This window comes from Rhodanobacter sp. Soil_C_14 (assembly GCF_057657335.1).
This window is the reverse complement of record NZ_JBDGIQ010000007.1, coordinates 64,656-86,522: the sequence shown is the minus strand read 5'-3', so window position 1 is coordinate 86,522 and position 21,867 is coordinate 64,656. Positions and strand designations below refer to the sequence as shown.

At 67.4% G+C, this 21,867-nt stretch carries 17 protein-coding genes; 7 read left to right on the top strand and 10 right to left on the bottom strand.

Annotated elements, in window-relative coordinates; translation table 11 throughout:
• Position 1: 1 nt before the first annotated feature.
• Both pgeF and rluD read right to left on the bottom strand, forming a co-directional pair.
• Positions 2 to 751, bottom strand: coding sequence for a peptidoglycan editing factor PgeF (pgeF, locus tag AC3A56_RS15700; protein ID WP_487770965.1), 750 nt, complete (start codon positions 749 to 751; stop codon positions 2 to 4).
• 69 nt (positions 752 to 820) lie between these two features.
• On the bottom strand, positions 821 to 1,795 hold the full coding sequence (gene rluD, locus AC3A56_RS15695; RefSeq protein WP_056766922.1) for a 23S rRNA pseudouridine(1911/1915/1917) synthase RluD: 975 nt from the start codon (positions 1,793 to 1,795) through the stop codon (positions 821 to 823).
• Between the two features lie 104 nt (positions 1,796 to 1,899).
• On the opposite strand from rluD, the gene AC3A56_RS15690 reads away from it, so the two are divergent.
• The gene (locus AC3A56_RS15690; protein ID WP_157582180.1) at positions 1,900 to 2,730 is read left to right on the top strand and encodes an outer membrane protein assembly factor BamD; all 831 of its coding nucleotides are present in this window, start codon (positions 1,900 to 1,902) and stop codon (positions 2,728 to 2,730) included.
• 60 nt (positions 2,731 to 2,790) lie between these two features.
• On the opposite strand, the gene AC3A56_RS15685 is transcribed toward AC3A56_RS15690, so the two are convergent.
• The 4 genes from AC3A56_RS15685 to sucC all read right to left on the bottom strand — a co-directional run bounded on the left by AC3A56_RS15685 (position 2,791) and on the right by sucC (position 7,386).
• Positions 2,791 to 4,422, bottom strand: a complete 1,632-nt coding sequence (locus AC3A56_RS15685) for an NAD+ synthase (RefSeq protein ID WP_056767011.1) — start codon at positions 4,420 to 4,422, stop codon at positions 2,791 to 2,793.
• A gap of 175 nt (positions 4,423 to 4,597) precedes the next feature.
• Complete coding sequence (locus AC3A56_RS15680; RefSeq protein WP_056717279.1) at positions 4,598 to 4,933, bottom strand: endonuclease domain-containing protein; 336 nt, start codon at positions 4,931 to 4,933, stop codon at positions 4,598 to 4,600.
• Positions 4,934 to 5,272: 339 nt separating this feature from the next.
• Entirely contained in the window at positions 5,273 to 6,145 is an 873-nt protein-coding gene (sucD, locus tag AC3A56_RS15675; RefSeq protein WP_056766918.1) for a succinate--CoA ligase subunit alpha, read from the bottom strand.
• A 14-nt stretch (positions 6,146 to 6,159) separates the two neighbouring features.
• Positions 6,160 to 7,386, bottom strand: a complete 1,227-nt coding sequence (gene sucC / locus AC3A56_RS15670) for an ADP-forming succinate--CoA ligase subunit beta (RefSeq protein ID WP_255357486.1) — start codon at positions 7,384 to 7,386, stop codon at positions 6,160 to 6,162.
• A gap of 224 nt (positions 7,387 to 7,610) precedes the next feature.
• On the opposite strand from sucC, the gene AC3A56_RS15665 reads away from it, so the two are divergent.
• Together AC3A56_RS15665 and AC3A56_RS15660 are read left to right on the top strand one after the other, a co-directional pair.
• The gene (locus AC3A56_RS15665; RefSeq protein ID WP_487770964.1) at positions 7,611 to 9,260 is read left to right on the top strand and encodes a sensor histidine kinase; all 1,650 of its coding nucleotides are present in this window, start codon (positions 7,611 to 7,613) and stop codon (positions 9,258 to 9,260) included.
• Between the two features lie 57 nt (positions 9,261 to 9,317).
• A complete protein-coding gene (locus tag AC3A56_RS15660; protein ID WP_487770963.1) occupies positions 9,318 to 10,712 on the top strand; it encodes a sigma-54-dependent transcriptional regulator in 1,395 nt (464 codons plus the stop codon).
• Positions 10,713 to 10,821: 109 nt separating this feature from the next.
• Here the strand turns inward: AC3A56_RS15660 and AC3A56_RS15655 are convergent, their stop codons facing one another.
• The 4 genes from AC3A56_RS15655 to AC3A56_RS15640 all read right to left on the bottom strand — a co-directional run bounded on the left by AC3A56_RS15655 (position 10,822) and on the right by AC3A56_RS15640 (position 17,083).
• A complete protein-coding gene (locus tag AC3A56_RS15655; RefSeq protein ID WP_235577821.1) occupies positions 10,822 to 12,387 on the bottom strand; it encodes a hybrid sensor histidine kinase/response regulator in 1,566 nt (521 codons plus the stop codon).
• Positions 12,388 to 12,422: 35 nt separating this feature from the next.
• Positions 12,423 to 12,869: a response regulator gene (locus tag AC3A56_RS15650; RefSeq protein ID WP_056717285.1), complete on the bottom strand. Its 447-nt coding sequence runs from the start codon at positions 12,867 to 12,869 to the stop codon at positions 12,423 to 12,425.
• Complete coding sequence (locus tag AC3A56_RS15645; RefSeq protein WP_487770962.1) at positions 12,866 to 14,659, bottom strand: sensor histidine kinase; 1,794 nt, start codon at positions 14,657 to 14,659, stop codon at positions 12,866 to 12,868. The genes AC3A56_RS15650 and AC3A56_RS15645 overlap by 4 nt, the downstream gene beginning before the upstream one ends.
• Before the next feature lie 117 nt (positions 14,660 to 14,776).
• Positions 14,777 to 17,083, bottom strand: a complete 2,307-nt coding sequence (locus tag AC3A56_RS15640) for a GH92 family glycosyl hydrolase (RefSeq protein ID WP_487770961.1) — start codon at positions 17,081 to 17,083, stop codon at positions 14,777 to 14,779.
• Between the two features lie 127 nt (positions 17,084 to 17,210).
• Here AC3A56_RS15640 and AC3A56_RS15635 point away from each other — a divergent pair, with 127 nt between their 5' ends.
• The 4 genes from AC3A56_RS15635 to AC3A56_RS15620 all read left to right on the top strand — a co-directional run bounded on the left by AC3A56_RS15635 (position 17,211) and on the right by AC3A56_RS15620 (position 21,841).
• Positions 17,211 to 18,263, top strand: a complete 1,053-nt coding sequence (locus tag AC3A56_RS15635; RefSeq protein WP_056766908.1) for a LacI family DNA-binding transcriptional regulator — start codon at positions 17,211 to 17,213, stop codon at positions 18,261 to 18,263.
• A gap of 102 nt (positions 18,264 to 18,365) precedes the next feature.
• The gene (gene fucP / locus AC3A56_RS15630; protein ID WP_487771026.1) at positions 18,366 to 19,622 is read left to right on the top strand and encodes an L-fucose:H+ symporter permease; all 1,257 of its coding nucleotides are present in this window, start codon (positions 18,366 to 18,368) and stop codon (positions 19,620 to 19,622) included.
• Positions 19,623 to 20,603, top strand: a complete 981-nt coding sequence (locus AC3A56_RS15625; protein WP_487770960.1) for a carbohydrate kinase family protein — start codon at positions 19,623 to 19,625, stop codon at positions 20,601 to 20,603.
• Positions 20,600 to 21,841, top strand: a complete 1,242-nt coding sequence (locus AC3A56_RS15620) for an AGE family epimerase/isomerase (protein ID WP_487770959.1) — start codon at positions 20,600 to 20,602, stop codon at positions 21,839 to 21,841. The genes AC3A56_RS15625 and AC3A56_RS15620 overlap by 4 nt, the downstream gene beginning before the upstream one ends.
• Positions 21,842 to 21,867: the final 26 nt, after the last annotated feature.

Sequence of the window (21,867 nt, the reverse complement as noted above, 5' to 3'; positions counted from 1 at the left end):
ATCAGCCGCGGTCGAGCCAGACCAGGCTGGCGAAGCGCCCGCTGCGGACGCCGTAGCGACGGTACGAGTAGAACCGCGCATCGGCGAAGGTGTCGAACCCGCCGCCGTGGATGCGTGCCACGCCGGCCGCGGCCAGCCGCTGCCGGGCCAGGCCGGCCAGGTCGCACAGCCAGTGGCCGGGCCGCGTGGCCACGAAGCATCCGGCCGCGGCTGCATCGTGCGCCACGAAGGCGGCGCGCACCTCGGCTCCCACCTCGTACGAGGCAGCACCGATGCACGGTCCCAGCCACGCCAGCAATCGCGACGACGGCGTGATCATCTGGCCCACCGTGGCCTCCAGCACGCCGCCGGCCAGGCCACGCCAGCCCGCGTGAGCGGCACCGATCTCGCCGCCATCATCGGCACAGAACAGCACCGGCAGACAGTCGGCGGTGAGGATCGAAAGCACGGTGCCGGGGATGTGCGAAACCGCCGCGTCCGCCTGGGGTTCGGCCTTGCCGGGCAGTGGCCCCAGCTCGGCCACCTCGCAGCCGTGCACCTGCTGCAACCAGCGCGGCTCGGCCGGCAGGCGCAGCGACTGCAACAAGGCGCTGCGATTGGCGGTCACCGCGTCAAGGGCGTCACCGCTGCGCAAGCCCAGATTGAAGCGATCGAACGGCGGCGCCGAGACGCCGGGGCCAAGCCGGGTGGTGATCGCGGCCCGCACCTGGGGTGGCGCGGGCCAATCAGGGAAGATCCAGCTTTCAGTCATCAGGCCGGGTATCGGGAAACGGGGAGCCACGAAGCATCGCACACTCGTCGCCCGCGTTCCCGCGGCCGGTCAATAGTGCTCCGAACCGTGCTCGGCCAGATCCTCCCGCAAGGCCTCGATCAGCACGCGCTGGTCTGCGGGACGTTCGGCGCTGAAGGACATCTCCTCGCCCGTGGCCGGGTGGATGAAGGACAGCTTCTCGGCGTGCAGTGCCTGCCGCCGAAAGCCGCGCAAGGTGCCGATCAATTCCGCGCTGGCTCCCCTGGGCAGCTTCAGGCCGCCGCCGTAAAGCGGATCGCCGATCAGCGGATGGCCGATGTGCGCCATGTGCACCCGGATCTGGTGGGTGCGACCGGTCTCCAGCTGGCATTGCAGCAGGCTGTGGGCGCGGAAGCGCTCGCGCAGCCGGTAATGGGTGACCGCCCGCTTGCCGTCTTCCTCGTCGCGCACCGCCTGGCGCAGCCGGTCACCCATGCTGCGGCCGATCGGTTCGTCCACCGTGCCGCCGGCCACCATCGTACCCAGCACCACCGCCTCGTACTGGCGTTCCACCTCGTGCCGCGACAACAGGTCGACCAGCGCGGTGTACGTGGGCAGGGTCCTGGCCACCACCATCAGGCCGGAGGTGTCCTTGTCCAGCCGATGCACGATGCCCGCACGGGGCAACTCGGCCAGCTTCGGATCATGGTGCAGCAGGCCGTTGAGCAAGGTCCCCACCGGGTTGCCCGCGCCCGGATGGACGACCAGCCCAGCCGGCTTGTCCAGCACCAGCAGGTGTTCGTCCTCGTGCACGATCGCCAGCGCCATCGCTTCGGGGGCGCTCGACACCTCGTTCTCCAGCTCCACCTCCAGCCGCACCAGCTCGCCGCCGCGCAGCAGCTGCCGCGCGGCCACCTGCGCCCCGTCGAGGCTTACCGCGCCGGACTTGATCCAGCCGCTGAGCCGCGAGCGCGAATAATCGGGGAACATCTCGGCCAAAGCCTGGTCGAACCTGCGTCCCGCCGCGGTCAGCGGGACCTGTGCCTCGTGCCGGATCGTGGTCATGCGGGCATCCGCGGGGGACGACCGGTTTCGGCTATCATGCCTGTTCGCTCAAACATCTGAATTCCTTCCTTATGCGCCCAACAATCGACTCGCCGAAGCTGCCGATGTCCAAAATGACTGTGATGAAATTGCTCGTGCTGCTGGTGGCCGCGATGTCGATGAGCGCATGTTCGATGTTCAAGTCGAAGCAGAACATCGACACGATGCCGCTGGAGGCGCTGTACGACAACGCGCACAACTCGCTGGAAAACGCAGATTACGCCGCAGCCACCAAGGCCTACCAGCGCCTGATCGCCCGCTTCCCGTCCGGTGAGTACAACGAACAGGCCCAGCTGGACCTGGCCTACTCTCAGTACAAGGACAACCAGCCCGATGATGCCCTGTCGACGGTGAACCGCTTCATCAAGACCTATCCGGCCAACAAACACGTCGATTATGCCTATTACCTGCGCGGTCTGATCAATTTCGATCGCACCGGCACCGTGCTGGAGCGCTGGTTCCCCCGCTCGGACAAGGATTCGCGCCGCGACCAGGGCTACAACCTGCAGTCGTTCGACGACTTCTCCGAGCTGTCGCGGCGTTTCCCGGACAGCGCCTACACCGCCGACGCGCGCCAGCGGATGATCTACCTGCGCAACATCCTGGCCCAGTACGAGATCAACGTGGCCGAGTTCTATCTGCGCAACAAGGCGTACGTCGCCTCCGCCGACCGTGCCCAGTACGTGGTCGAGCATTACCAGCAGGCGCCGCAGACCGGCGACGCCCTGGCCATCCTCACCCGCAGCTACCTGGCGCTGGACCAGAAGGCGCTGGCCGAGCAGAGCCGCCAGGTGCTGGCCATGAACTACCCGAATCACCCCTACCTCACCGACGCCAAGTGGCCGCATGCACCGTCCACCCTGCGCAAGATGGTGCCGTTCTCGGGCCATCACTGAGTCGATCGGTGAATGCAGTCAGAAAGCCGGCGAGCGATCGCCGGCTTTTTTTGTGCCCGCTCAATGCCAGCCGGAAGTGATCGGATAACGCCGCTCGCGACCAAACGCGCGGGTGGTCACGCGCGGTCCCGGCGCGGACTGGCGGCGCTTGAACTCGTTCAGCAGCACCAGCCGCACCACCCGGCGCACCGTCTCGGCCGCAAAGCCCTGCGCCACGATCTCCGCCTGCGACTGTTCGCGTTCGATGAAGCGCTCGAGGATCGCGTCCAGTTCGTCGTAGGCCGGCAGCGAATCCTGGTCGGTCTGGTTGTCGCGCAACTCGGCAGAGGGCGGGCGCTCGATGACTGCAGACGGAATCATGTCGCCACGATCCGCGGCGTCTGCCTGCGCATTGCGCCAGCGCGAGAGGCGATACACCACGGTCTTGTAGACATCCTTCAGCGGCGCATAGGCACCGCACATGTCGCCGTACAAGGTCGCGTAGCCGACCGCCATCTCGCTCTTGTTGCCGGTGGCCAGCAGCAGCCGGCCGTGCTTGTTGCTCAGCGCCATCAGCATCACGCCACGGGTGCGCGACTGCAGGTTTTCCTCGGTGGTGTCCGCGGGTTTGCCGGCGAACGCGGGAGTCAACGCGTCGACGAACGAGCGGTAGGTCGGTTCGATGTCGATCACGTGGTAGTCGACGCCGAGTTTCTCCGCCTGGGCGCGCGCACCGTCCAGCGACAACTGCGAGGTGTAGCGCGTGGGCATCATCACCGCGGTGACGCGCTCGGCGCCCAGCGCGTCCACCGCCAGCGCCAGGGTCAGCGCCGAGTCGATGCCGCCGGACAACCCCAGCAGCACGCCGGCAAAGCGGTTCTTGTCGATGTAGTCGCGGGTGCCGCGCACCAGGGCGGCGTACAGCGTGGCCTCCGGTAATTCGTCGACCGCGACCGGCCAGTCCTGCGCCGCGAGCGTGCGCGTGGCCGGATCGAATTCGGCCCACAGCAGCGCATCGACGAAGGCCGGCGCGCGCGCGGCAATCGAACCGTCGCCGTTGACCAGCATCGAACTGCCGTCGTAGACCACCTCGTCCTGGCCGCCGACCAGGTTCAGGTAGACGATCGCGCAGCCGGTTTCCCGCGCCCGTGCCTGCAGCACCGCCTCACGCTCGACCTGCTTGCGTGCATCCCACGGCGAGGCGTTGGTCACCACGATCAGCTCGGCACCCGCAGCGGCAGCCTGCGCGGCCGGCTCGGCTTGCCACACGTCCTCGCAGATCAGCAGGCCGATGCAGGTGCCATCGATCACCGTGGTGAGCGAGGCATGACCCGGGCGGAAGTAACGCTTGTCGTCGAACACGCCGTAATTCGGCAACGCCTGCTTGTGCGCGGTGCACTCGACCCGGCCGTCACGCAACACGCTGGCCGCGTTGAACACCTCGCCCTCGCTGTGCGGATGGCCGACCAGGGCCGCGATGCCATGGGTGGCTGCAGCCAGCGCCGCCAGCTCGCTGTCGCAAGCGGCGAGGAAGCTCGGCCGCAGCAGCAGATCCTCCGGCGGGTAGCCGCTCAGGGTCAGCTCGGGAAACGCCACCAGCGCGGCGCCGCCGGCGCGGGCGAGCGCAATGAGCTCGCCGACCTTGGCGGCATTCGCCGCCACCGCACCGACCGAAAAATCGTGTTGGGCCAGTGCCAGACGCAACTTTGCCATGACGGCGTGCATTCCTTGGGAGTTATCCGGGCAATGGTAATTCAAGAAGGGGAGCGTGCCCCCATCCGCCCTGTCGGGCACCTTCCCCCGCAAGCGGAGGAAGGAAAATGGCCGCGTGCTTCCTTCCCCCGCAACGCGGGGGAAGGTGCCCGACAGGGCGGATGGGGGAAGCGCCCTACCCCAACGCCCCCAGAATCACCTCCAGCACCAGCTCCGTGCGATCAAGCACGTCATGATTCCAGCAGCGCACCACCGTGAATCCGTGCTGCCGCAACCAGTCATCACGCCCGACGTCGGCCACCGAATCCAGGTGCCCAGAGCCATCGACCTCGACCACCAGGTGTTTTTCCAGGCAAGCGAAATCGACGATATATGGACCGAGCGGATGCTGGCGGCGAAACCGGCAGCCGCCCAGCTGTCGCTGCCGCAGGCGCGCCCAGAGATGGTGTTCGGCCGGTGTCATGGCGCGGCGCAGCTGGCGCGCAAAGGTGGTCTTGGCATGGTCGCGCATGCAGGCTCTCGTTCGGCGGTGTTCGAGGGCCCCCAGCTTGGCGAGTACGGTCGGGTTCGGGCAGAGGAGTCTTCCACGGGGAGTGTGGGGTTGTATCGGGAGCTTGTGAGAGCGCCCCCCATCCGCCCTGTCGGGCACCTTCCCCCGCTAGCGGAGGAAGGAAACAACAGCAGCGTCACGATCTCCCTTCCCTCGCTCGCGGGGGAAGGAAACAACAGCAGCACCACGATCTCCCTTCCCCCGCCAGCGGGGGAAGGTGCCCGAAGGGCGGATGGGGGCACGCACCAAAACAAAAGGCCGCGCAATGCGCGGCCTTTCATCAACATCACGCCACCAGGCTTACTTCATCAGCTTCGCGAGCGTCTTGCCCAGGTCGGCGGGTGACTTCACCGTGGTGACGCCGGCCTTCTCCAGCGCGGCGAACTTCGCCGCGGCGGTGCCCTTGCCGCCGGAGATGATCGCACCGGCATGGCCCATGCGCTTGCCGGCCGGGGCCGAAGCGCCGGCGATGAACGAGACCACCGGCTTCTTCACGTACTCGCCGATGAACTCGGCCGCGTCTTCCTCGGCGCTGCCGCCGATCTCGCCGACCATGATGATGCCTTCGGTCTGCGGGTCGTCCTGGAACAGCTTCAGGCAGTCGATGAAGTTGAGGCCGTTGATCGGGTCGCCGCCGATGCCGATCACCGTGCTCTGGCCGAGGCCTTCGTTGGTGGTCTGGAACACCGCTTCATAGGTCAGCGTGCCGGAGCGCGAGACCACGCCGACCCTGCCCTTGCTGTGGATGTGGCCGGGCATGATGCCGATCTTGCATTCGCCGGGGGTGATGATGCCGGGGCAGTTCGGCCCGATCAGCACGATCTCCGGATGTTGCTGCAGCACGTTCTTGACGCGCAACATGTCCAGTACCGGGATGCCTTCGGTGATCGCCACGATGGTCTTGATGCCGGCGTCGATCGCTTCGAGGATCGAGTCGGCCGCGAACGGCGGCGGCACGAAGATCACCGACGCATCGGCGCCGGTCTGCAGCACGGCTTCATCGACCGAGTTGAAGACCGGCAGGCCGATGTGCTCGGAGCCGCCCTTGCCCGGGGTCACGCCGCCGACGACCTGGGTGCCGTAGTCGAGGCACTGCTGTGCGTGGAAGGTGCCCTGCTGGCCGGTGAAGCCCTGCACCAGCACCTTGGTGTTCTTGTTGACGAGTACGCTCATGTTTCGATTGCTCCTCAGGCCTTGGCCGCAGCCACGGCTTTCTGCGCCGCGTCGTTGAGATCGTCCGCCGGCGTGATCGCCAGGCCGGAGTTGGCCAGCAGTTCGCGGCCCTGATCGACATTGGTGCCCTGCAGACGCACCACCACGGGGATCTTCAGGCCCACTTCCTTGACCGCGGCGATGATGCCCTCGGCGATCATGTCGCAGCGGACGATGCCGCCGAAGATGTTGACCAGGATGCAGTTGACCTTGTCCGAGGAGGTGATCAGCTTGAACGCCTCGGTCACGCGTTCCTTGGTGGCGCCGCCGCCCACGTCGAGGAAGTTGGCCGGCTCGCCGCCCGCCAGCTTGATCACGTCCATGGTCGCCATCGCCAGGCCGGCGCCGTTGACCATGCAGCCGATGTTGCCGTCCATCGTCACGTAGTTGAGGTTGCTCTGCTGCGCGGCGGCTTCGGCGGCGTCTTCCTGGGTCAGGTCGCGCATCGCGGCCAGGTTCGGGTGACGGTATTCGGCGTTGTCGTCGGAGTTGACCTTGCCGTCCAGCGCGGCGAGGTTGCCGTCTTCCAGCACGGCCAGCGGGTTCAGCTCGACCAGGGCCAGGTCCTGCTCGTTGAACAGCTTGTACAGGCCCAGCATGATCTTGGTCAGCTGGTTGACCTGCTTGTTGTTGAGGTCCATCGCGAAGCCGAGCTGGCGGCACTGGTACGGCTGCAGCCCTTCGACGAAGTCGACCACGATGGTGTGGATGTCTTCGGGGGTTTCTTTCGCCACCTGCTCGATGTCCACGCCGCCGTGCTTGGAGGCGATGAACGAGACGGCCTTGGAATCACGATCGACCAGGATCGACAGGTACAGCTCGCGGGCAATGTCGGTGGCGTCGGTGACCAGCACCAGGTTCACCGGCAGCGCGCGGCCGGCCGACTGGTAGGTTTCCATGTTGGTGCCCAGCATGCCCTTGGCGGCGGCACGCACGTCGTCGAAGCTGCGGCAGAACTTGACGCCGCCGGACTTGCCGCGGCCGCCGGCGTGGATCTGCGCCTTGACCATCCACTGGGAACCGCCGAGCGCCTTGGCGGCATCGACGGCGGCGTCGGGGGAGTTGGCGACCTTGCCCGGCGGAACGGCGATGCCGTACTGCGCGAACAGTTCTTTGGCCTGGTATTCGTGGAAATTCATTCGATACCTCGAGCGAACGGAAAAACGATGGCGGCCGCACGCGTGTCGCGATGCGTGGGTCAGGAAGGTCGGACGGCGGAGGAGCGCACTGCCGAAGGCAGTGCGCCTGCCGGATGGAACCGGGCATACCGCGCCATGCGGCCGCCCATTTTCGCGGAAGCCGGCCCCGATGGAAAGGCCCGCCTGCCCGAAACGGCCGCGCGGCGCGCTCCCATGCGCTTTCGCAGTGGCTCACAGCGCCGATCAGCCCGTCTATACTCGCCCGGAATCGCCAGGGAATAGCCCAAGTGCCCAACAGCGCCCCGTTCGTCGCCACCCCTGCCGCCACTGCGACGATTCGCCACGAGCTGTCGTTCCTCAACGCGTTCCGGGTAGTACAGGCGCTGGTCTACGCGGGCCTGGCCTTCAGCCCGCCCGGGCTGGGCTGGCCGCAACTGAATGCCCCCGACCTCGCCCATGGCATGGTCACGCTGTATCTGGTGTTCGCCCTGGTCATGCTGTTGTTGAACCGGCGCAGCATGCCCCACGCGCTGATCGTGGTGGGTGCGACGCTGGTGGTGGACATCGCCGTGGCGGTGATGGCGATCGCCGCCATGCACGATGCCCGCATCGGCATCGCGATGATGCTGGCGGTGAACCTCAGTGCCGGCGCCCTGATTCTGCCGCTGCGGCTGTCCAGCTTCTTCGCCGCGCTGGCCACGCTGGGCATTCTGGGCCACACCTTTTTCGGCGATTCGGCGAGCAATCCCGGCGACCGGGACCTGCTGGAGGCGGGACTGTTCGGCCTGGCCTATTTCGCCACCACCAGCCTGTGCAACGTGCTGGGCCGCCAGTTGCGCGCCACCGAGGCGCTGGCCGAGCAGCGCAGTACCGACCTGGCCAACCTGGCCCAGGTCAACGAACTGATCATCCGGCGCATGAAGACCGGCGTGCTGCTGGTGGACGATGCCAACCGCATCCACCAGATCAACGAGTCCGCCTGGATGCTGATGGGCAACCCCGGCGCCGACCAGCGCGACCTGGGCCAGCTGGCGCCGGAACTGTCGCGCCGCCTGTACCACTGGATGACCTCGGGCAAGCTGGACGAGACCGCCACCCAGCTTGCCGACGGCGTGCCCGAGGTGGTGCCGCGCTTCACCCGGCTGGCGCCGAACGACGACTCGCACGTGCTGATCTTCCTCGACGACACCTCGCTGCTGTCGCGCCGCGCCGAGGAGCTCACGCTGACTTCGCTGGGCCGGCTGTCCGCCTCGATCGCGCACGAGATCCGCAACCCGCTGGCGGCGATCCGCTACTCGGCGCAGCTGCTGGCCGAATCGGACAGCATGGACGCCACCGACCAGCGCATGGTCGAGATCATCAACAACCACTGCATCCGGCTCAACGAGATCATCGAGAACATCCTGCAGCTGTCGCGCCGCGAGCGCTCGCGCCCGGAAACGCTGGACCTGGGCCACTGGGCCCAGGCCTTCGTCGAGGAGTACGTGCAGGGCAACGACCTGGGCGCCGATTCGCTGCGGGCGATCGCCAGCAGCGGCACGCCGGTGGCTGCGGTGGCCGACCCGCAGCAGTTGCAGCAGGTGGTGTGGAACCTGGTGCAGAACGCGCTGCGCTACGGCCGCCTGCCCGGCGAGCCGGCGCGGGTGATGGTGGTGACCCGCCAGGGCGAGCACGGCGTGCCGATCCTGGAAGTGATCGACCGCGGCCCCGGCATCGCGCCCAAGGTGGCCGCGCAGATCTTCGAGCCGTTCTACACCACCCACGAATACGGCACCGGGCTGGGCCTGTATCTCGCGCGACAGATGAGTGATGCGAACCAGGCGGCGCTGGAGTACGTGCGGGTGGCCGGTGGCGGCAGCTGCTTCCGGCTGGTGCTGACGCCGCCGGCACGCAGTCCGGCGGAAACCAGCGAGGCGGTGCAGACCGCCACGCGTTGACCTTTTGGCCCGCCCTAGTACCCTTCAACAGCCTGCTTCGGGAAACATGGACCTCCTATGACCGCACAGACCGTACTGGTCATCGACGATGAACGCGACATTCGCGAGCTGCTGACGATCACGCTGGGCCGCATGGACCTGCAGGTCGATGCAGTGGGTACGGTCGGTGATGCACGCCGCGCCCTGGCCGAGCGCACGTACGATCTCTGCTTCACCGACATGCGCCTGCCCGACGGCAACGGACAGGAAGTGATCGAGCTGATCGCCAGCGAACATCCGGACATGCCGGTGGCGATGATCACCGCCTACGGCAACGTCGACGCCGCGGTCAACGCACTGAAGGCTGGCGCCTTCGACTTCGTCTCCAAGCCGGTCGACATCCAGATGCTGCGCGGACTGGTCCGCACCGCCCTGCGCCTGGCCGAGGAAAAACGCAACGGCGGCGCGACTGCCACTCCCGGCGATGGCGGCAACCGGCTGATCGGCGATTCGGCGGCGATGCAGCAGGTGCGCGCCACCATCGGCAAGCTGGCACGCAACCAGGCGCCGGTGTACATCGCCGGCGAATCCGGCGTGGGCAAGGAACTGGTCGCCCGGCTGATTCACGAGCAGGGTCCCCGCGCCAGTGGACCGTTCGTGCCGGTCAACTGCGGCGCGATTCCGTCCGAGCTGATGGAAAGTGAATTCTTCGGCCATCGCAAGGGCAGCTTCACCGGCGCCGGTGCCGACAAGGAAGGCCTGTTCCAGGCCGCCCAGGGCGGCACGCTGTTCCTCGACGAAGTGGCCGAGCTGCCGCTGCACATGCAGGTGAAACTGCTGCGCGCGATCCAGGAAAAGGCGGTACGCCCGATCGGCGGCCGCGACGAGATTCCGGTCGACGTGCGCATCCTCTCGGCCACCCACAAGAACCTGGGCCAGCTGGTCGAGCAGGGCCAGTTCCGCCAGGACCTGTTCTACCGCATCAACGTGATCGAACTGCGCGTGCCGCCGCTGCGCGAGCGCCGTGGCGACGTGCCGCAACTGTCGGCCTTCATCCTCAAGGCGCTGGCCGGCAAGAGCGGCGAACCGGTGGGCCAGCTGGCGCCGGCCGCACGCGATGCACTGGCGGCCTATGACTTCCCCGGCAACGTGCGCGAGCTGGAGAACGTGCTCGAACGCGCGATGGCGATGTGCGACGGCAACACCATCGAGGCGGTCGACCTGATGCTGCCCCAGCGCAGCGCCCGCGTCGGCACCGAGCAACTGGCCGGCGCCACGGCGACGGCGCCCGCCACGGCTGCTGCCGCCGCGGGTGCGGACGGCGGCCTGGACGACTACATCAGCAATCTCGAGCGCACCGCGATCGTCAAGGCGCTGGAAGAATCCCGTTACAACAAGACCGCGGCCGCCCGCAAACTCGGCATCACCTTCCGCGCCCTGCGCTACAAGCTGAAGAAGCTGGGCATCGACTGAAGGCTTGAGCCCGCGCGAGGGCTCGCGCGCTGCGTGACGCGCGGGTTCACTCCGCAAACGCTTCCGCAACCGTCGCTCGCGGGCACGGAAAGCGCGATCGGCCGCGCGTTCAACCGTTGCCGGAAATCACCGCATTCAGCGCCTTGCGCAAACTGCGCAACAATACCTGGGTGGTCACCGGTTTCTCGACCATGTGCAGGTGTTGCAGCGGCGGCAATTCCTGCAGGTCCGGCACCGCGCCCGGACGGGTCAGCAGGATCACCGCGCCGGCATAGCCCTGCTCGATCAGCGCCGACAGCGTGCGCACGCCGGTGAACAGGTTCATGTCCGCGTCCAGCACCACCAGGTCGGGCAGGCCGCCGGCCTCGATCCACTGCAGTGCCGCCGTACCGCTCTGGCTGGCGTGCGCCTGGTAACCATAGGCGTCCAGCGTGTCGGCCAGCAGGGACAACTGACCGGCCTCCTCCACCACCACCAGCACCCGCTCGGCCGCACCTTCCAGATCGTCGTCGCCGTCAGCCCCGAGCGCGTCGGAGCCCATTTCCTCCAGCGGGATGTACAGGTCGAAGCGGGTGCCGCGACCCGGCTCGCTCTCCACCCGCATCACGCCGCCGTGGCTGCCCACGATGCGCTTGCATGACAGCAGCCCCAGGCCGGTGCCGGTTTCCTTGGTGGTGAAGAACGGCTCGAACATGTGTTCCAGCACCGCCGGCTCCATGCCGGGGCCGTCGTCCTTCACGCTGATGCACAGGTAGCGTCCATTGCGCGGCTGCTCCTCCGGCAGGAAGAAGTCATCGTCCAGCGTGGTCTGCGACGTCTCGATGTGCAGCTTGCCGCCGTCGGGCATCGCCTGGATCGCATTCAGGCAAAGGTTGAGCAGGCATTGCTGCAGCTCGGTGTGATTACCCTCGAACGACAGTTCCGGGTCGTCGATGACCAGCTCCATCGCCACGCTGCGTGGCACGCTGCCCTGCATCAGCAGGTCGAACGCGCTGAACAGGGGGCCCAGTTTCACCTGCTCCGCGCGACGGGCGCCGCGGGCGAACGACAGCATCGAGTGCACCATGTCCAGCCCGCGCCGCCCGCAATCGCGCACCAGCTTGCCCAGTCGTGCCAGGCGCGGGTCGTCCTGGTAGTCCTGCAGGCTGTCGCCGGCCAGCAGCAAGGGTTGCAACAGGTTGCGCAGGTCGTGGCTGAGGCCACCGGCGAGCATCGCCAGGCTCTCGAAGCGCTGCGCCCGGATCAGCTCCGACTCGGCGCGGCGATTGGCCCGGTGCGCCTCCGCCTCGTCCAGCGCCCGCCGCACCGCACTCGCCAGTCGCGCCGGATTCTGCTTCAGGATGTAATCCGTCGCGCCGTTGCGCAACGCGCCGATCGCCGCTTCCTCGCCCAGCGTGGCCGAGACGAAGATGAAGGGAATGTGCTCGTCGCGTCCCCGCAACAGCTCCAGCGCACGCATGCCGGAAAACCCGGGCATGCTCAGATCGGATAGCACGATGTCCGGGTGGAATTCTTCCAGCGCCGCAAGATAGCGCTTCTCGTCGTCGACCAGGCGCACCTCGTAGGCGATCGCGTCCGCATCAAGCTCGGCCAGCACCAGCTCGGCATCGAGTTCGCTGTCCTCGACCTGCAGGATGCGCACGGTCGGCATGTTTCGCAGCTGCCGGTTTGGCATGGTGTTCCTCGTTCCTTGTCCTTGGTGCTGTCCGTTCAGTCGTTTTCCGGCGCCTGGTTGAGCAAGGCCCAGAACTGGCCAAGCGTGCGCACCGCATCGAAAAACTGGTCGACGTCGACCGGCTTGATCACGTAGGCGTTCGCGCCGAGGTCCCAGCTGCGGGCCAGGTCGCTTTCCTCGCGCGACGAGGACAGGATCACCACGGGGATGCGCCGCATCCGCTCATCGGCGCGCATCGCGGTCAGCACGTCCAGTCCGTTCATCCGGGGCATCTTGATGTCCAGCAGCACCACCGCCGGGTTGCCGGGTTCACGCCCGGCCCACGCGCCCCGCTGGAACAGGTAGTCCATGCATTCGACGCCGTCCTCGACGTGCACCACCGGGTTGGCCAGGTGCGCCTCGCCCAGCGCATCCATCGCCATCTCGGCGTCCGCCATGCTGTCTTCGACCAGAAGAATGGTACGCAGGTCTTTCTTGTTCATGCTTCGCTCTCGATGCTTGCGCCAGCCGCGTCGGTGGCCGGCAGGGAAAAATGAAAATGGGCGCCCTGACCCGGTTCGGCCTCGGCCCAGACCCGGCCACCGTGACGGGCCACGATGCGCCGCACGTTGGCCAGCCCGATGCCGTTGCCGGGAAACTCCGAGGCGCGATGCAGGCGCTGGAACACGCCAAACAGCTTGTCCGCGTACTGCATGTCGAAGCCTGCGCCGTTGTCGCTCACGGTAAATTCGTAATTGCCGTGGCGCCCCTGCCGCACGCTCACCTCGATCTTCGCCAGCTCGCATTGTCCGGTGTATTTCACCGCGTTGCCGAGCAGGTTCTGCCATACGGTGCGCAACATGTTCTCGTCGCCGATCACCATCGGCAGCGGCGCGATCGTCCACGCGATGCGGCGCCCCTCGGCGCCCGTCTCGGCCAGCGCGCGGGCCTCGTCGACCAGCGACTGCATGTCCACTCCCTGCAGCCGCAAGGCGCCCCGGCCGAGTCGCGAGAACACCAGCAGGTCGTCGATCAGCAGCGCCATGCGCTGCGCCGAGTCGCCGATGACAGCCAGATAATGCGCCGACTTGTCGTCGATGCGTTCGCCCAGTTGCTGCTCCAGCTTGCGCGCAAAGCCGGCGATATGACGCAGCGGCGCGCGCAGGTCGTGGGAAACCGAATAGCTGAACGCCTCCAGCTCGCGGTTGACGTCGGAAATCTGGCTCACCTTGCCCTCGAGCTGGCGGTTGAGCTCGTTCACCTGGTGCTCGGCCAGCGCACGAGTGGTGACATCGCTGACCGTCAGCAGCAGCGCCGGCACGTCGCTGTCCTGCTGCTGCAGGCGCCGCGCGTTGATCACCACGTTCCGCTCCATGCCGCCGGCGGTGCGCTGGACCATGTCGTAGTCCCACAGTTCGCGGTCACGCAACAGCACGTCGTTCAGGCGCTGCAGCAGCACGCTGTCGTTCCATGCACCGTCGCCGATCTCGGCCAGCGGCACGGCTCTTCCTGCCGGGTCCATTCCATACAGCTCGCCGAACGCATTGTTGACCAGCAGCGACTTGAGGTTGTCGTCGAACAGCGCGATCGGTTCGCGCACGGCCTGGAAGATCATCCGCGAGCGTTGCACGGCGCGCCCTTCGCGACTCTCCGCCAGCCGGCGCTGGCCGATCTGCCGCTCCGACATCATCACGATCACGGCGAGCAGGAACAGCTGCGCCAGCGCGGTCAACGCAAGCACCACGCCACCGTCCGTGGCCTTCTCCCGCGCGGCGGCCTCGCGACTGGCAAGCAGGCCGTCTTCCGTATGCACGATTTCGTCGATTTCCGCGCTGATGCCGAACAGATCGCCCGCATTGCGCAACGACTGTCGCGCGCCGTCGGTATCGCCGCGGGCAATTCTCGTCCGGGCCTCCTTCATCAGGACGATGCGACCGGTCAATGCATTGTCCAGCGCGCCGATGCGAGTCTGTTGATCCGGGTTGTCCCGGGTCAGCGCCCGCAACTGGCGGATCAATGCGGGAATCTGCTGATCGGCGACTATCGCACGCTGTTGCGTCTGCTGGTCGGCGTCGCCCGCCAGCAGGCGGTAGCTGGCGCTCTCGCCATCGCGTGCCAGATAGGCCAGCTGATAGGTCACCGCCTTGATCTCGCTGGAATGGGCGACCCATGCAGCCGCCCGCTGCGTCTCCTGGATGCTGGTCCGGGTCACCACATAGGGCAGTGCCACGATGACCATCACGGCCAGCAGCAGGCCGACCGTGCGCCAGCGCGGAAGTACATTTTTTTTCATCCGGCCAGCCACCTCGATCAAGCCACCACCGCTGGGCATTCTGGCCATTCTTGCATGTTTGCACGCTGACCAGAGCACCGTCGCGGCGCCCTGACGTGCTTCACATTGTCACGACAATCAGTGTGTTGCCGACCACGACGAGGCGGGCTGCGCCTGCATGGTGAAGTGCAATTCGCCACCGGCCACGATCTGGCCGTGACGCAACATCGGCCGATCCAGCGGCTTGCCGTTCAGCGTCACCGAGCCCACGTACGGATGCGCGTCATCCAGCGGCGCGGCGGTGATCGTGAACGTGCGGCCGCCGTCCAGGTGAATCGCCGCGCGCGCCACGAACGGCCGGCCGAGCGCGTACTGATCGCTGCCCGGCGCGACCGGGTAAAAGCCCAGCGCGGTGAACACGTACCAGGCCGACATCTGGCCCAGGTCATCGTTGCCGGAGAGCCCGTCCGGCCGCGCCGCGTACTGGCTGTCCATGATCTGCTTCAGCCGCTGCTGGGTTTTCCAGGGCGCGCCGGCGTAGTCGTACAGATAGGCGATGTGATGGCTGGGTTCGTTGCCATGGGCATACCAGCCGATCAGGCCGGTGATGTCCTCGACGTGCTTGAAGTGGGCCGGGTCGACCTTGGCGTCGAACAGCGCATCGAGCTTGTCCACGAACTTCGCCTCGCCGCCCATCGCGGCGACCAGGCCCGGCACGTCCTGTGGCACGTACCACGAATACTGCCAGGCATTGCCTTCGGTGAAGTCGCTGCCATAGCCCGCCGCCGTGGGATCGAACGGCTCGCGGAACGTGCCGTCGGCGAGCCGGGCACGCATGAAGCCGGTCTTCGGGTCCCACGCGTTCTTCCAGTTGCCGGCGCGCTTCGCGAAGGTGGCCGCGATATCGGTCTTGCCCATCGCCTTCGCCATCTGCGCCAGCGACCAGTCGTCGTAGGCGTACTCCAGCGTCTTCGAGGCGCCTTCGGGTTCCTTGTCGATCGGCACGTAGCCGAGCTTCATGTAGTCGGCGAGATCCCCGTACGGCGCGTAGGTGGCGCTGGCCACCATCGCCTGCAGCGCCTTGTCCGCATCGAAGCCCCGCACGCCCTTGATGTACGCGTCGGCGATCACCGGCACCGCGTGGTAGCCGATCATGCACCAGGTCTCCAGGCCCTGGTACGCCCACACCGGCAGGATGCCGAACGGGCTGGCCTCGCGCGCGGCGATCAGCGAACGGATGAAGTCGGTGCTGCGCTGGGGATTGAGCAGGACCATCAGCGGCTGCTGCGCCCGATAGACATCCCACAGCGACCAGGTCGAGTAGAACTCGTAGCCGTCCGCCTTGTGCACGGCGTGGTCGGGGCCGCGATAGTCGCCGTTGACGTCCATGCTCAACGTGGGCGACAGCATCGCGTGATACAGCGCGGTGTAGAACTGCGTGCGGGCGGTCTTCGGCGCGTCGATGTCGACCACCGCCAGTGCATTGTCCCACGCGGCCGTGGCCTCGGCGCGACGGGCGTCGAAGTCCCAGCCGGCGCCGTCATGGTCGAGGTTGCCGATCGCGTTCGCCTCGCTCACCGTGGAGATCGCCACCTTCACTTCCAGCGGCTGCTTCAGCTTGCCGAAATCGAACACGCCGACCAGGGCGCGGCCGTTCTGCGCGTCGTGATCCGCGGCGTGGTTGCCCGGGCCGACGAAGCCCTTGTAGGTCACGTCGGTCTCGCGGTTCAACAACTCGCGCGAGGTCATCGGCTGCGAGAAGCGCATGGCGAAACACAGCTCGCGTCCCGGCGCCCAGCCGCGGGTGGTGCGGCAGCCGGTGACGGTGCCGTCGTCATGCACGCGCAGGCTGGACCACAGCACCTTGCCGGCGTAGTCGTAGATGCTCGGGCGCAGGTCCAGCAGTACGTGCGCCGGCTTGCCGGTCGGGAAGGTGTAACGATGCCAGCCGATCCGGCGCCCCGCGGTGAGTTCGGCGCGCACGCCGTAATCGCTCAGGGTCACCGCGTAGTAGCCGGCCTGCACCACTTCGCTGTCGTGCGAGAAGCGCGAGCGGTAGCCGCTGCCGGGTTTGGCCGGATCGCCCGGCTCCAGCCGCACCTCGCCGGCGATCGGCATCACCAGCACGTCGCCCAGGTCCGAATGGCCGGAACCGGAAAAGTGCGTGTGCGAAAAACCCATGATGCTGCTGTCGCCGTACTGGTAGCCGGCGGCCCATTTGTACGCATGCTTGAAATCCGGCATCGCGGTGTCCGGCGACAGCTGGATCATCCCGAACGGCACCGTGGCGCCGGGAAAAGTGTGGCCGTCGCCGCCCGTGCCGATGCGTGGATCGACCGCCGCCGCATGGCCTTGCACGGCATGCGCGCTGGCGGGTGCGAGGGCGGCGATGCCGAACGCGGCACCGAGCAGAGAGGGAAGCACAGCGCGCAAGCGGACGGTCATCTGATCTACCTTTGGAACGATTCAAGTCCGCACGCTATCATCCGGCAAGGGACATGGCATGCTGCGCTGCGACGTGCCGAACTGCTGCGATAAGCTAAATTTGGATCGTTCTAATGAGGCAAACTGCATGTCGAGTCATAGCCCGATCGGGCGCAAGGTCACCCTGAACGACATCGCCGCCGGCTGCGACGTATCGCGCGCCACGGTCTCGCTGGTGCTGCGCGGCAGCCCGCTGGTGAACAAGCACACCCGCGCCCGGGTCGAGGAAGAACTGCGCCGGCAGGGCTACGTCTACAACCGCGCCGCCGCCAACCTGCGCCGCCGCACCTCGACCAGCATCGCGCTGGTGCTGAACGACCTGGCCAACCCGTTCTTCGCCGAATTCGCCGCCGGCGTGGACGAGGCGCTGGCCGCCGCCGGCTTCGTCACCCTGCTCGGCTGCACCGGCGAATCGATCGCGCGCGAGCAGGCCGTGCTCGGTTCGCTGCTGGAACACGGCCCGGCCGGCATCATCCTGTCGCCGGCCGAGCACAGCAAGGCGCCGGATGTGCTGGCCGTGGTCGGACGGCGTGCACCGATGCTGCTGTTCAACCGCGAACTGGGCGGCACCCTGCCCGAGTTCGCGCACTGGGATCAGCTGATGCTGGACAACCAGCACGGCGCCCGCCTCGCCACCGAACACCTGATTGCCCGCGGCCACCGGCGCATCGCGTTCTTCGGCGGCCACCACGACTCCAGTTCGTGCCGGCAGCGCCATGCCGGTTACGCCGAGGCGATGCACACCGCGGGACTGCGCACCGAACCGTACTGGCGCGTCGAATGCGCGCCGACCCGGCTCGATGCCGCCCACCGGACCGAAGCCCTGTTCGCCGGCACGCTCGCACCGACCGCGGCGGTCTGCTACAACGACGCGGTCGCGCTGGGCCTGATGCTCGGCCTCAACCAGCGCGGGCTGCGCCCGGGCCACGACTTCGCGTTGACCGGCTTCGACGACATCGCCGAGGCGGCACTCGGCATGCCGCCGTTGACCACCTTGTCGGCTGCGCCGCACGAACGCGGCAAGCAGGCCGCACAATTGGTGCTGCAACGACTGCAGCAACCGCAGGCCGCCAGCCGCCGCACCGTCGCACCGGTGCGGCTGATGGTGCGCGAAAGCAGCTGCCCACCACCCGCCGCCTGACCCATCCGCTCATTCGCACAGGGGAATTCCATGGCCTTCGCTCAAGCTCCGTCACCGACGCCCGGCACACCGGCACACGGCGAGCGCTACACCGACTATCCGATGGCGCTGGGCGTGCTCACCACCATCTTCTTCATGTGGGGCTTCCTCACTTGCCTCAACGACATCCTGATCCCGCATCTGAAGTCGGTGTTCCAGCTCGGCTACTTCCAGGCGATGCTGGTGCAGTTCACCTTCTTCGGCGCGTACTTCCTGATGGCGTTGCCGGCCGGATGGATGGTCGCCGCGCTGGGCTACAAGAAGGGCATCGTGGCGGGGCTGGCGATTGCCGGCGTGGGCGCGCTGGGCTTCTGGCCCGCCGCCACGCTGCAGCTGTATCCCGCCTTCCTCGCCGCGCTGTTCGTGCTGGCCACCGGCATCACCGTGCTGCAGGTGGCGGCCAATCCCTACGTGGCGCTGCTGGGGCCGGAGCGCACCAGTTCCAGCCGGCTGACCCTGGCCCAGGCACTGAACTCGTTCGGCACCTTCCTGGCGCCGCTGTTCGGCGGCATGCTGATTCTTTCCAGCGTGGTGAAGAGTCCGGCCGAACTGGCCGCGTTGCCGCCGGCGGAACACCTGGCCTACCAGGCACAACAGGCGCAGGCCGTGCAGGGTCCGTACATCGGCCTGGCCGTGGTGCTGTTCCTGCTGGCCGTCTTCGTCTGGCTGTTCCGCCTGCCCGCGCTGAGCGAGGCCACCGACAAGGGCGACCACGACCGCCACAGCTTCGCCGAGGTGTTGCGCCACCCGCACGTGCTGTTCGGCGTGCTGGGCATCTTCTTCTACGTGGGCGCCGAGGTTTCGATCGGCAGCTTCATGGTGAACTACCTGTCGCTGCCCGAGATCGGCCACGTCAGCGAGCAGCAGGCCGCGAAGTACGTGTCGTACTACTGGCTGGGCGCGATGATCGGCCGTTTCATCGGCTCGGCGCTGATGGCGAAGTTCTCGCCGCGCAAGCTGCTGGCCGGCTTCGCCGCGATCAATGCGCTGCTGGTGCTGACCACCATGCTCACCTCGGGTGACGTTGCGATGGTCAGCATCATCGCGATCGGCCTGTTCAACTCGATCATGTTCCCGACCATCTTCGCGCTCGGCATCGAGCGGCTGGGGTCGATGACCAGCAAGGCCTCCAGCCTGCTGATCATGGCCATCGTCGGCGGCGCGATCATCCCGCCGCTGCAGGGCCTGCTCGCCGACCACATCGGCCTGCAGCACGCGTTCTTCCTGCCGCTGCTGTGCTACCTGTACATCGTGTTCTATGGCCTGAGCGGCTCGCGCATCCGGGGCCTGCCCGCCGACGCCTCGCAAAGGGGGTCGTGAGTGGCCTTCCATCCCATCCTGTGCTTCGGCGAGGCGCTGATCGACCTGCACGCCGACGGCTTCGACAACCACGGCTTCGCCGTCCGCTTCGTGCCGTTCGCGGGCGGTGCGCCGGCCAATGTCGCGGTCGCCGCGGCGCGTCTCGGCGGCGCCGCCCGTTTCGCCGGCATGCTGGGGCGCGACCGCTTCGGCGATTTCCTACTGGACAGCCTGCAGCAGGCCAGTGTCGGCACCGACGACATCGTGCGCACCGATGCGGCGAACAGCGCGCTGGCCTTCGTCACCCTTGACGCCCGCGGCGAACGCAGCTTCAGCTTCTACCGCGACAACTCGGCCGACCTGCTGTTCCGGCCGGCGCATTTCCGCGCCGACACGTTCCGCGACGTCGCCGTGTTCCACGTCTGCTCGAACAGCATGACCGACCCCGCCCTGGCCGGAACCACCCGTGAAGGCATGCAGCGCGCGCACGGCGTCGGCGCCCTGGTCAGCTTCGACCTCAACCTGCGCCCGGCGCTGTGGCCGCGCGACATCGATCCCCGCCCGCTGCTGTGGCCCGCGCTGCACCTGGCCGACGTGGTGAAGCTGTCGGCCGAGGAATTCGCCTGGCTGGCGGTCGACGGCGAACAGGCCGCGCTGGACCGCCTGTGGCTGGGCCGCACCCGGCTGGTGGTGGTGACCGATGGCGGGCAGCCGCTGCGCTGGTTCCATCCGGACGCCGAGGGCGAGCTGCCGTGCTACCCGGTCGAGGTGGTCGACAGCACCGCCGCCGGCGATGCCTTCGTCGGCGGCCTGCTGTGCTGCCTGGCCGAACTCGAAGCGGGCGCCGAACGACTCGATCACCTGGTGACCGAGCTGCCGCGCCTGCACGCGATGTTGCGCTTCGCCGCCGCCTGCGGCGCGCTGACCGTCACCCGCCAGGGTTCGTTCGCCGCGATGCCGCGGGGCGACGAGGTGCTGGCCTTCATGGAACAGCAGGCATGAACAGCAGTCCCGATTTTCCTTCCGCCGATTTCCGTTCCGCCGGGTTCCTGCGCGGACACATCGCGCAGACGATGGCGTTCTATCACCCTCGCGCGATCGACCCGCAAGGCGGCTTCTTCCACTACTTCCGCGACGACGGCACGATCTACGATCGCAGCCACCGGCACCTGGTCAGCAGCACCCGCTTCGTCTTCAACTACGCGATGGCGGCGATCGAGTTCGGCGACGACGCGGCGCTTCGAGGCGAGTACCTCGACGCCGCCCGCCACGGCCTGCGCTACCTGCGCGAGGTGCATCGCGATCCGGCCAGCGGCGGCTATGCCTGGACCATCCGCGACGGCCAGCCGGAAGACCGCACCAACCATGCCTACGGCGTCGCCTTCGTGCTGCTCGCCTGCGCCAGCGCGGTGAAAGCCGGCATCGACGAAGCCGCCGCCTGGATGGACGAGACCTGGAACCTGCTGGAACAGCGCTACTGGGATGCCGACGCCGGGTTGTACCGCGACGAGGCCGATGCCGACTGGCACTTCAGCGACTACCGCGGCCAGAACGCGAACATGCACATGTGCGAGGCGATGCTGGCCGCCTACCAGGCCAGCCGCGAGCCACGCTACCTCGACCGCGCGCACACCCTCGCCGATCACATGACCCGTCGCCAGGCGGCGCTGGCCGGCGGCCTGGTGTGGGAACACTACGACCGCGACTGGGCCATCGACTGGGACTACCACCGCGACGACCCGAAGCACCTGTTTCGCCCGTGGGGCTTCCAGCCCGGCCACCAGACCGAATGGGCCAAGCTGCTGCTGATCATGGAGCCGCTGCTGCGCGAACGCGGTGCCGCGCCGGACTGGATGCTGCCCACCGCGCAGCACCTGTTCGACACCGCGCTGGCCCGCGCCTGGGACAACGCATACGGCGGCATCTGCTACGGCTTCGCGCCGGACGGCAGCGTCTGCGACGACGACAAGTATTTCTGGGTGCAGGCCGAATCGCTGGCCGCCGCCGCCCTGCTGCACGAGCGCAGCGGGCTGGTTGTCCATGACGACTGGTACGTGAAGCTGTGGGCCTACGCGTGGCAGCATTTCGTCGATCACCGCCACGGTGCCTGGTACCGCATCCTCACCCGCGACAACCGCAAGTACGACGACGAAAAGAGTCCCGCCGGCAAGACCGACTACCACACGATGGGCGCCTGCCACGAACTGCTGGCGCTGATCCGTCGCGGTGGCCAGCCGTAAGGCGTCTTCCCTTCCCCAAAGGCTTC